Annotated in this window: 8 protein-coding genes; 5 read left to right on the top strand and 3 right to left on the bottom strand. The window is 71.9% G+C overall.

Annotation, left to right across the window (positions count from 1 at the left end):
• Window positions 1–296 precede the first annotated feature (296 nt).
• Entirely contained in the window at window positions 297–2,195 is a 1,899-nt protein-coding gene (locus G3I40_RS16460; RefSeq protein WP_164302905.1) for an ABC transporter ATP-binding protein, read from the bottom strand.
• A gap of 189 nt (window positions 2,196–2,384) precedes the next feature.
• On the opposite strand from G3I40_RS16460, the gene G3I40_RS16455 reads away from it, so the two are divergent.
• Window positions 2,385–4,658, top strand: a complete 2,274-nt coding sequence (locus tag G3I40_RS16455; protein WP_164302904.1) for a glycoside hydrolase family 3 N-terminal domain-containing protein — start codon at window positions 2,385–2,387, stop codon at window positions 4,656–4,658.
• 13 nt (window positions 4,659–4,671) lie between these two features.
• Window positions 4,672–5,439: a crotonase/enoyl-CoA hydratase family protein gene (locus G3I40_RS16450; RefSeq protein ID WP_164302903.1), complete on the top strand. Its 768-nt coding sequence runs from the start codon at window positions 4,672–4,674 to the stop codon at window positions 5,437–5,439.
• 139 nt (window positions 5,440–5,578) lie between these two features.
• Here G3I40_RS16450 and G3I40_RS16445 read toward each other — a convergent pair whose 3' ends face one another.
• Window positions 5,579–6,439 carry a GNAT family N-acetyltransferase gene (locus G3I40_RS16445; RefSeq protein ID WP_164302902.1) on the bottom strand — a complete coding sequence of 287 codons (861 nt, stop codon included), beginning with the start codon at window positions 6,437–6,439 and terminating at the stop codon, window positions 5,579–5,581.
• A 422-nt stretch (window positions 6,440–6,861) separates the two neighbouring features.
• On the opposite strand from G3I40_RS16445, the gene G3I40_RS46465 reads away from it, so the two are divergent.
• Window positions 6,862–7,038 (top strand): hypothetical protein, encoded by a 177-nt coding sequence (locus G3I40_RS46465; RefSeq protein ID WP_203644185.1) that lies wholly within the window; start codon window positions 6,862–6,864, stop codon window positions 7,036–7,038.
• Between the two features lie 285 nt (window positions 7,039–7,323).
• Window positions 7,324–7,548: a hypothetical protein gene (locus G3I40_RS16440; protein WP_164302901.1), complete on the top strand. Its 225-nt coding sequence runs from the start codon at window positions 7,324–7,326 to the stop codon at window positions 7,546–7,548.
• A gap of 46 nt (window positions 7,549–7,594) precedes the next feature.
• On the opposite strand, the gene G3I40_RS16435 is transcribed toward G3I40_RS16440, so the two are convergent.
• Window positions 7,595–9,070, bottom strand: a complete 1,476-nt coding sequence (locus tag G3I40_RS16435) for an FG-GAP repeat protein (protein ID WP_164302900.1) — start codon at window positions 9,068–9,070, stop codon at window positions 7,595–7,597.
• Between the two features lie 533 nt (window positions 9,071–9,603).
• Between G3I40_RS16435 and G3I40_RS16430 the strand changes: the two genes are divergently transcribed.
• The coding region (locus tag G3I40_RS16430) for a hypothetical protein (protein WP_164302899.1) at window positions 9,604–10,489 on the top strand (886 nt) is incomplete at its 3' end.

Genomic DNA, 10,489 nt, shown 5'->3' with positions numbered 1-10,489 from the left:
TGGCGCCACCGGCCGGCGCCGCTGGCCCGCGCGGCGCAGGCCCGGGTGCCGCTCCAGGTCCCGCTGGTGCTGTGGGCCCGCAAGGTCGCACGCGACGCCGCGCCCCGCTCCTGACTCCCCCCTACCGAGCTACTCCCCCGCCCCGATGAGCCGCCGCTGACGAGCCCGACGGCCCCGGTCCGGGCGCGGTCGGATTCCGCCTCGGACCAGGGCCACCGGCGCCAAGAGGCCGGGAGGGAGCCCAACTCGGTTTTGTTCTCACCCAGTTGAGAGCACCGTTCCGGCTCCCGCCGTGGTCAGGCCGCTTCCACCACCCCGTCCTGGCCCTCCGCCGCGAACTGCGTGCGGTACAGCTCCGCGTAGCGCCCCTCGGCGGCGAGCAGCGCGGTGTGGTCGCCCTGCTCGACGATCCGCCCGTCCTCGATCACGAGGATCCGGTCGGCGGAGCGGACCGTGGACAAGCGGTGGGCGATCACGATCGCCGTGCGGTCGGTGAGGGCCTCCGCCAGGGCTTCCTGGACGGCGGCCTCCGAGGTGTTGTCCAGGTGGGCCGTGGCCTCGTCGAGGATGACCACGCGCTGGCGGGCGAGCAGCAGGCGGGCGATGGTCATGCGCTGGCGTTCGCCGCCGGACAGCCGGTAGCCGCGTTCGCCGACGACCGTGTCCAGACCGTCCGGCAGGTCCCGGACGAGCGCCTCCAGCCGGGCCCTGCGCAGGACGTCCCAGAGCTCGTCCTCGCTCGCCTCGGGGCGGGCGAGCAGCAGGTTCGCGCGGACCGACTCGTGGAAGAGGTGGCCGTCCTGGGTGACCATGCCGAGCGTGGCCCGCATCGAGGCCGCGCTCAGGTCGCGTACGTCGACGCCGCCGATCCGGACCGCGCCGGCGTCGGTGTCGTAGAGGCGGGGAAGCAGTTGCGCGATCGTCGACTTGCCGGCGCCGGACGAGCCGACCAGGGCGATCGTCTGCCCGGGCTCCGCGCGGAACGACACCCCGTGCAGCACCTCCGCGCCGCCGCGCGTGTCGAGCGAGGCGACCTCCTCCAAGGAGGCCAGGGAGACCTTGTCGGCGGCGGGGTAGCCGAACCATACGTCGTCGAACTCCACCGCGACGGGGCCGTCGGGGACGTCGGCGGCGTCCGGCTTCTCGTCGATCAGGGGCTTGAGGTCGAGGACCTCGAAGACGCGCTCGAAGCTGACGAGGGCGCTCATCACCTCGACGCGCGCCCCGGCCAGGGACGTCAGCGGCGCGTACAGGCGGGTGAGCAGGAGGGCCAGCGAGACGACCGCGCCCGCCTCCAGGGTGCCGTCGAGGGCGAAGTAGCCGCCGAGGCCGTAGACGAGGGCCAGCGCGAGGGCGGAGACCAGGGTCAGTGCGGTGATGAACGCCCACTGGGCCATGGCGGTGCGCACCCCGATGTCGCGTACCCGGCGGGCCCGCGCGGCGAACTCGGCGGACTCGTCGCCGGGCCGCCCGAAGAGCTTGATGAGCGTGGCGCCCGGCGCGGAGAACCGCTCGGTCATCCGGGTCCCCATCGCCGCGTTGTGGGCGGCGGCCTCACGCTGGAGCTTCGCCATCCGGGAGCCCATGCGCCGGGCGGGCAGGACGAAGACCGGCAGCAGGAGCAGCGCGAGGAGGGTGATCTGCCAGGAGAGCGTGAGCATCACGGCGAGGGTCAGCACCAGTGTGACCACGTTGCCGACGACCCCGGAGAGCGTGTTGCTGAAGGCGCGTTGGGCGCCGATGACGTCGTTGTTGAGGCGGCTGACCAGGGCGCCGGTGCGGGTCCGCGTGAAGAAGGCCACCGGCATGCGCTGGACGTGGTCGAAGACGGCGGTGCGCAGGTCGAGGATGAGCCCCTCGCCCAGGTTCGCGGACAGCCAGCGGGCGAGCAGCCCGAGGCCCGCCTCGGCGACCGCGATGAGCGCGATGAGCACGGCGAGCCGGATCACCACCCCCTGCTCCTTGCCGCCGACGATCGCGTCGACGACCTGTCCCGCGAGCACCGGCGTGGCCACGGCGAGCAGCGCGGTGGCGATGCTCAGGGCGACGAACTGGCTGATCCGGCGGCGGTGCGGCCGGGCGAAGGCGGCGATGCGGCGCAGCGTCGCGCGGGCGAACGGGCGGTTCTTCCCGCCGCCGTCCTGCGCGTTCATCACGCTGTGCAACTGCGTCCAGGCTGTCGTTTCCATGCTCATACCGCTGACGTTAGGACCTCAACCAATGTTGAGGTCAACCGAAGGAGGAAAGAGCTCCGCGCAGGAAGGTGATCTGCCACGGCGCCCCGGGCGCACCTCTTGACCCGCGGGTAACCGGAACGTAGCTTCGCCTCAATTCTTGTACCCACCACAGAAGTTGTGGGTCTCGGTCTATCGGGAAGCGAAGACATGCCGGAGCTACGAAGGCGTACTCTGCTGTCCGCGATCGGCGTCAGCGCCGCCGCGGGGGCCGTCGTGACCAGCCAGTCCCCGGGCGCGTCCGCGGCGGACGGCGGACGTGCGGCGGCGCACGAGGGCAAGGTCCAGGGCCTGCTCGCCCGTATGACTCTCGAAGAGAAGCTGGGCCAGCTGCAGCAGCTTCCCTGGGCCTACGACCTCAATCCCGGTTCGGGCTCCACGAAGGAGGTCGAGGACGCGGCGCGCGCGGGACGGCTCGGTTCGGTGTTCAGCATCTTCGGCGCGAAGACGACGAACGCGTTGCAGCGCCTGGCCGTCGAGGAGTCCCGGCTCGGCATCCCGCTGATCTTCGGTCTTGACGTCATCCACGGTTTCTGGACGAACTTCCCCATCCCGCTGGCGCAGGCCGCCGCCTTCGACCCCGAAGTGGCGCGGAGCGACGCGCAGGTCTCCGCGAAGGAGGCCCGCTCGAACGGCGTGCACTGGACGTTCGCACCGATGATGGACGTCACGCACGAGCCGCGGTGGGGTCGCATCGCCGAGGGCAACGGCGAGGACCCGTATCTCACGGCGCGGTTCGCGGCCGCCAAGGTCGAGGGGTACCAGGGCTCCGGCTACGGCACGAAGGAGACCCTGGCCGCCTGCGCCAAGCACTTCGTCGGGTACGGCGGCGCCGAGGGCGGCCGCGACTACAACACGGTCGACGTGTCCGAGTCCAGGCTGCGCAACCTGTACCTGCCGCCGTTCAAGGCCGCGTTGGACGCGGGCGCCGCCACCGTGATGGCGTCCTTCAACACCATCAGCGGCGTCCCGGCGCACGGCAACACCCACACGCTCACCGACATCCTGAAGAAGGAGTGGGACTTCGACGGCTTCGTCGTCAGCGACTTCACGGGCGTACAGGAGCTGATCGCGCACGGTTTCGCCGAGGACGGCGCGGACGCCGCCCGCCTCGCCCTGAACGCGGGCGTCGACATGGAGATGACCAGCACCAACCTCCTCACCAACGGCAAGAAGCTGCTGCGCGCCGGAAAGATCAGCCGGCGCCGGATCGACGACGCGGTGGCGCGCGTGCTGCGCCTCAAGTTCGCGCTCGGGCTCTTCGACGACCCGTACGTGAAGGAGTCCGCGGCGGTCACCGAACCGTCGGCGCAGGCCCGCAAGGCGGCCCGGGCGGCGGGCGCCCGCTCGATGGTCCTGCTGAAGAACGAGGGGAACGTCCTGCCCCTGAAGAAGGCGGTCGGCTCCCTGGCCGTCGTCGGCCCGTTCGGCGATTCCGCCGATCTGCTCGGTACGTGGGTGGTGCCGGCGTCGGCGGAGAAGTTCCCGGCGGTGAAGGTGCTCGACGCGGTGCGCGAGGCGGCGCCGGACGCGAAGGTCACGTACGCGCAGGGCGTCGACGCCGAGGGCAAGGACGTCGGCGGCATCGACGAGGCGGTCGCGGCGGCGAAGGCGGCGGACGTCACGGTCGTGGTGGTGGGCGAGCCGACCGCGATGAGCGGTGAGGCGTCGGCGCGCAGCGACATCTCGCTGCCCGGCGACCAGGAGAAGCTGATCGCCGCGATCGCGCGGACCGGCAAGCCGTTCGTGGTGGTGCTCGTGAACGGGCGTCCGCTGACCCTCGGCGACTGGCTGGACTCCGCGCCCGCCGTCCTGGAGGCCTGGCACCCCGGCACCGAGGCGGGCCACGCGGTCGCGGACGTGCTGTTCGGCGCGGTGAACCCGGGCGGCAAGCTGCCCGTGTCGTTCCCCCGGGCCGTCGGCCAGATCCCGATCCACTACAACCACGAGTCGACGGGCCGCCCCTACGACGCGGACAACAAGTACACGTCGAAGTACCTGGACCTGCCGCCGACCCCGCAGTTCCCCTTCGGGTTCGGGCTGAGCTACACGACGTTCGCGCTCGAGACGCCGAAGCTGAGCCGGGGCAGTGTCCCGGCGAAGGCGCTGCGCAAGGGCGACACAGTCGAGGTGTCGGTGGCGGTGCGCAACACCGGCTCGCGCGCGGGCGACGAGGTGGTGCAGCTGTACGTCCACGACCTGGCGGCGAGCATCACCCAACCGGTGCGCAGGCTGCGCGGGTTCCAGCGGGTCACGCTCGACGCGGGCGCGTCCAGGACGGTGCGCTTCCGGCTGGGGGCCGACGATCTCGGGTTCTGGACGAACGACGTGAAGGGCGAATTCCTGCTGGAGGAAGGCGCGTTCGAGCTGTTCGTCGGTACGTCGTCGACGGCGCGGGCCAAGCTGTCCTTGAACGTCACCTAGGAGAGGACCCGCCATGCCGTCCGTCCGCGTCGTACACGAGGGGCCCGTCACCACGGTCGTCCTGGCCCGCCCCGAGGCCAGGAACGCCGTCGACGGTCCGACGGCCGCGGAACTGGCCGATGCCTTCCGGGCGTTCGAGGCGGACGACGCGTCGAGGGTCGCGGTGCTGTGGGGCGAGGGCGGCACGTTCTGCGCGGGCGCCGATCTCAAGGCCGTCGGGACCGGGCGCGGCAACCGGGTGGAGCAGGACGGTGACGGCCCGATGGGCCCGACGCGGCTGCGGCTCACCAAGCCGGTGATCGCGGCGGTGGCCGGACACGCGGTGGCGGGCGGCCTGGAGCTCGCCCTGTGGTGCGATCTGCGGGTCGTCGAACAGGACGCGGTGTTCGGGGTGTTCTGCCGCCGCTGGGGCGTCCCGCTGATCGACGGCGGCACGGTGCGGCTGCCGCGGCTGATCGGGGAGAGCCGTGCCATGGACCTGATCCTGACCGGCCGGCCCGTCCCGGCGCAGGAGGCGTACGAGATGGGCCTGGCCAACCGCCTGGTGCCGCCGGGACGGTCCCGGGCCGCCGCCGAGGAGCTGGCCGCACAGCTCGCGGCGTTCCCGCAGGCCTGCCTGCGCAGCGACCGGGCGTCGGTACGGGAGCAGGGCGGCCTGGACGAGGAGTCGGCCATGCGCGGCGAACTCCGGCACGGGCAGAGCGTGTTGGCGGAGGGCCTCGACGGGGCGGGACGGTTCGCCGCCGGGGCGGGGCGGCACGGGTCCTTCGACGCCGGATGAGCCCGCGGGCGCCTCGGTGCCGGCGGCGCACTGGTCGACGGCGCGCGCTCCATGCATCCGTCCCCGGTCCGCCACGCGTCGTCCGTCAGCCCGCGGCACGGCACCGCGTCGCGTCAGGACGGCCCAACGCGCCCTTTGTTCATCCGAGTTCGAGGGTCGTCACGCCGAAGACGCGGCCCTGAGCGAACGGCCGTACGGGCCCCGTGTACATCCGGGCCGTCTCGAACCCCGCGGGCAGACCACGGGCCGCCATGAGCGCGACGGCCTCGGTGTTCGTCTCCGGTACGTCGATGCTGACGGGTTCGCCGGTGGGCGCGAGGGCGTCGAAGAGGGCACGCGCGTCCTCGGCGGTGTCCGCGAACAGCGGCCCGATGCGCAGGCCGTCGCGCCCCGGGCGCACCACGCCGTATCCGGTGACTCGGCCGTCGGCGACGCGGGCGAGCGCGGTGTGCCCCCGCGTGGTGAGCCAGGAGTCCAGGAAACGGGGCCGGTCGGCGGGGTGGCAGGCGCTGTCGTAGGCGCGCACCGCGGCCACGAGGCCGGGGTCCGCCGTGACCGGCACGACTCCGGTGACCGTGTCGGCGGGGCCGGGGCGCGCGGGGATTCCGGTGAACCGGACGGTGCGGTGGGCGGGTTCGAATCCCGACGCACGGTAGTTGTCCTGCTGGGCGACGACGCCGTCGAGCCCGACGGTGCGCCCGCCCGCGTGCGTGAGCCCGGCCCGCCAGGTCGCGAGGCCGTGCCCCCGGCCGCGCAGGTCAGGACGGACGAGATAACAGCCCAGAAAGGCGTACGCGGGACCGTAGTTGACGACGGAGATCGCGGAGACGGGCTCGCCGTCGATCCGCCCGAGGAAGAACCCCTCGGGGTCCTGCGCGAAGAAGCTCGGCCCGTCGGCCACCCCCGGGTTCCAGCCCTCGTCGGCGGCCCAGCCGCTGATCACGGGCCATTCGTCGAGCGTGGCCCGGGAGATGTCGAGGCGCTGGGGGACGTCGCTCATGCGCACTGCTCCTGTTCGCCTGCGGGGCCCGGGGCGAGGACCATCCTCACCGATCGGGCCCCCGCCCGGCACACCGCGGCGGCAGGAAACCATCGAGCCGTCCGCCAAGTTCACGAACCGGGGCGCATCCTGCGGTCCGTGGACATGTATGCGGCCTGCGGGTCACGCGCGTGGCGCACACGGGCAAGGAAACGACGACGTTCCTCGGGGGCCGGCGCTGCTCGACCGGGACGTCGTCAGGCTTCCGGGAAGGCGTCCGGAGCCCGGCGCCCACGAGGAGCGGGCGCGGCAGACGTGCCGCTGTACGCAGGGGTTACGCGCACATCGCGCGAGGGTTGCCCAACATGGCGAACATCACACATGGCGATGACCACGTGACGGACCGGAGCACATAGGCGTACCGATCCCCTACTCTCGTTCACATGTCCTCCATCCCCGCCCCGCGCTCCGCACGGTCCGCCGACGTGGTCAACGAGCAGATACGTGACCTTTGGGCGCGCACCGGGGGCCAGTTGTCCGCGGAGGAGCGGGCGGAGTACGAGGTACTGGTCACCGAGTGGGCCACGGCCGTCGGTGAAGGAGCCGTGCAGAGGGCGTAGGGACGTCAGGACTGCGGTCGGCTGCCGTGGTTCGCGGCGTGCTTGCGGCGGGCCTTCTTCTTACGGCGTCGCTTCGAGGACATGGGGCCTCCTGAAGGCGTGTACGGATACGAAAACCAGCCCATGACGGGCCAATGTCACCTGACGGGACATTTCACGCATCCACCCTTCCACAGAGCGGCCGCCCTCGCGATTTCTCAGTTCTTGCTCAACTCACTTCACCCCGGACCGGCGCCGACGGCATGATCGATGTTCCACCGACGTCGGACTGGGGATGGACACGCAATGGCCAAGGCTGTCCGGGCATCGCTGGGCGAGATGTGGATCACCTGCCAGGTCTGCAAGAGCGACGAGTTCCGCGAGCGGGGCGTGAAGCTCAACAGCACCGGCGGGGAACTGTTCAATCTCGCGTGGTCCGACGAGACCGCAACCGGGCTGATCTGCTGGCGCTGCGGCTTCGTGCACCTCTTCGTGAACCGGGAGATCCAGCTGCACCGCGTCAAGAAGTGAGCACGTCCGGTGGGCCCACCGGACGTGCTCTCCCGCCCCGCGGAGGTCACTCGGCCGCGTTGCCGCCGAGCATGGGCGCACCCGCCGTCGAGACGCCGACGTCGGGGTCCATGAAGTAGCGTCCGCCGGTGGTCGTCAGCTTCGCGCCCGAGGACGGCAGGTAGGTGAGCTGGCCGTCGGACGCGTTCTCTCCCAGCGACCCGATCGTGAGGTCGGCCCGTCCGTCACCGGTGACGTCGGTGAGCTTGACCTCGCTGCCGAAGAGGTCGCTCTTCTCGTCGACGCCGGGGACACCCGCGGTGTTCTGCGTGAAGTACTGGATGCCCGACGTGGTGTCGAGCCCCTGCGCCGAGCCGTAGAAGACGGTGACGGAACCGGCGTCGGCGACTCCGTCGAGGTCCTCGCCGTCCGTGCCCACGACCAGGTCCTGGTAGTGGTCACCGTTGATGTCGCCGAGCGACAGCTCGTCGCCGAAGCCGTCGCCCTTCTCCGAGGCGCCGGGTACGGCTCCCGAGTCCTGGGAGATGCTGGTCGAGGCGGCCGGGCCGCTCGCGGACCCATAGGTGAGGGAGACCTTGCCGCCGTCGCTCGCGCCGGGCACCCCGCTCGCCTTGTCCCAGGCGATGCCGGTCACGATGTCGCCGTAGCCGTCGTTGTTCACGTCGCCGATGCCGGTGATGACGCCGGGCGTGAGGCCGACGGCGTTCGCCCCGTTGAGCCCCGAGGCCGTGCCGGGAATGTAGAAGTTCTTGTTCCAGGCCTCGGTGGTCGCGGTGTCGTAGCCGTCGACCACCAGGTCCGACCTGCCGTCCCCGTTGACATCGCCCGCCACGAGGGAGAGGGGACCGTTGTAGTGCGGGTCGCCGCCCGCGTTCTGGATCGGGGGCTTGAAGGTGTAACGCCCGCCCAGGGTGCCCGACTTGGTGGTGCCGCCCTTGAAGACGTAGACCGAGGCGCCGGAGGAGCCCACGGCGAGGTCGTCCTTGCCGTCGCCGTCGAAGTCGCCCGCCGCCAGCGACCGGCCCCACAGGTCGTGCGCGGTGGGGGCGGGGTCCGTGACGGTGGTGCCGCCGGACAGCCCCGCCGCGGAGCCCCACAGGATCTGGACGAGACCGCCCTCCTTGTCGCCGTCCACCTCCTCGTACTCCGCGCTGACGGCGAGGTCGTCGAACCCGTCGTGGTTGAAGTCGCCGTAGACGCTCACCCAGCCGAAGGTGTCGTCGGCCTCCGCGGCACCGGGTACGCCCGGGGAGTTCTGGCTGAACGTCGTCCGGTGCGTCTTGTCCAACCCGCTCTTCGCGCCGTACAGGACGACGATCTGACCCGCCCTCGCGTGCCCGGCGACGGAGGCGTAACCGGCGGACATGGCGACGTCAGCGAAACCGTCGTGGTTGAAGTCCGCGTCGTGGTGGTGGACGGAGTCGGCGGCCACGGACGGGCCTGCCGTGACGCCGAGGAGTCCGCCGGTGGCGGCGATCGTGACGGCGGTCGCGAGAGCGAGGCGCATGTGTCTGGAGTGCATGCAGAGTTCTCCTGCGGGATGCGGGGGCCGGTCCTGCCGACGCCCGCAGTCAATGGGATGCATTCCGCCCGAATTCACCGGGGATACACCACGACGATCTTCGGCGTATGCGAACAGGAGACCCGCAGTGGGGCGGGAGGGTTGTACGGGACACGACCAAAATTGAGCAAGGCGAGGGCAGGCGTCTTCCGGGCGGCGCCGTCCCTCTTCGGCACGAGCACGCCGTCCTCTTCGGCACGAGCAACACCCGTCACAGCCGTACCGGGCTACGCGGCCGTACGGCGCTGCGTCGAGGAGACCGTGGAGCCGGCGGACGGACTCCATGGCCGGAACATGTCCTGGTCCGAGCGGCAGGCGGGCAGCGCCGCCCGAACCGGCGGGGGCACCGGTGCGGCAGTGGGGCCGGGCATATGTTCCGCGCCAGATGTTCACAGGATCTCCGACATCCGTTGACGGCGCCGGAAACCCTCTGACAGGGTCACCAGGCCTGTCGTGCCGCCCCCGGATGAGGGACCGAGGAGATCCCAGCCCCGATGAACCGCAGCTGCGAACCGCCCCGCGCCTCCGCTCCCCGCGCCCTCGCCTGGCGAGCCTTCGCGGAGAAGTACTGGGCAAAGGGGCCCGTGGTCGTCCCCGACGGGCCTTCCCCGGGCCTCGACGCGGCAGCCGCGCACCGGCTCCTCGTGACGGCGGCACGCGCCCCGGGCCCGGCCCGGATACGCCTCGCCGTTCCGGACGGCGTGCTGTGCGACCCCGGCCCGCTGCTGCCCACACCGTCGGACGGGGACGCCGCACAGTACGCGGCCCGCCTGGCCCGGCCCGGTCAACTGACCGACGGAGGCTGGCTGTTGACCGCCGAGCACGCGCTCGGCCTGGACTTCGCACTCTGGTCCCGGGTACGGGACGCCTTGGCCGCCTTGTGGCAGCACGTGGGCCGTCCGCCGCTGCCCGTCGCCGCGGAGCTGGCCGTCGGCACCCGGTACCACGCGACCGAGGAAGTCGGGGCGCGCCCCGACTCGGCGGTGCTCACCTGGGTCCTCGACGGCTCCCTGACGATGCGGGTGCGGCCCGAACACACCGGTACCGAGTTCGCCCTGCAGGCCACGGCGGGCGACCTGGTGCACTGGCCCGCGGGCAGCACCCACCTCGACGACCGTACGCAGCTGTGCACGACCCTGCGCCTGACGGTGCCCGCCCGCACCACCTCGGCCCTGCCCTACGTCGGCGACGCCCTGCGGGAGGTGTTGCGCCGCAGGCCCCTGCCCGGCGACACGCGACCGAGCGACCCGCACCCCGTGCCGGCCGCCCCCGACGGGCGCCTGACCCTCTCTGCCCGCTTCACCGAACAGGGCCACCGCTACGTCGCGGCGCTGGCCGACGACGAGCCCGAGCGCGCGCTGCTGGTGCGCTGGGCGGGGC

The sequence above is a fragment of the Streptomyces sp. SID14478 genome (assembly GCF_010548525.1).
Lineage (GTDB): Bacteria > Actinomycetota > Actinomycetes > Streptomycetales > Streptomycetaceae > Streptomyces.
The sequence above is the reverse complement of the archived record's forward strand: the minus strand, read 5'-3'. Positions and strand labels throughout refer to the sequence as shown.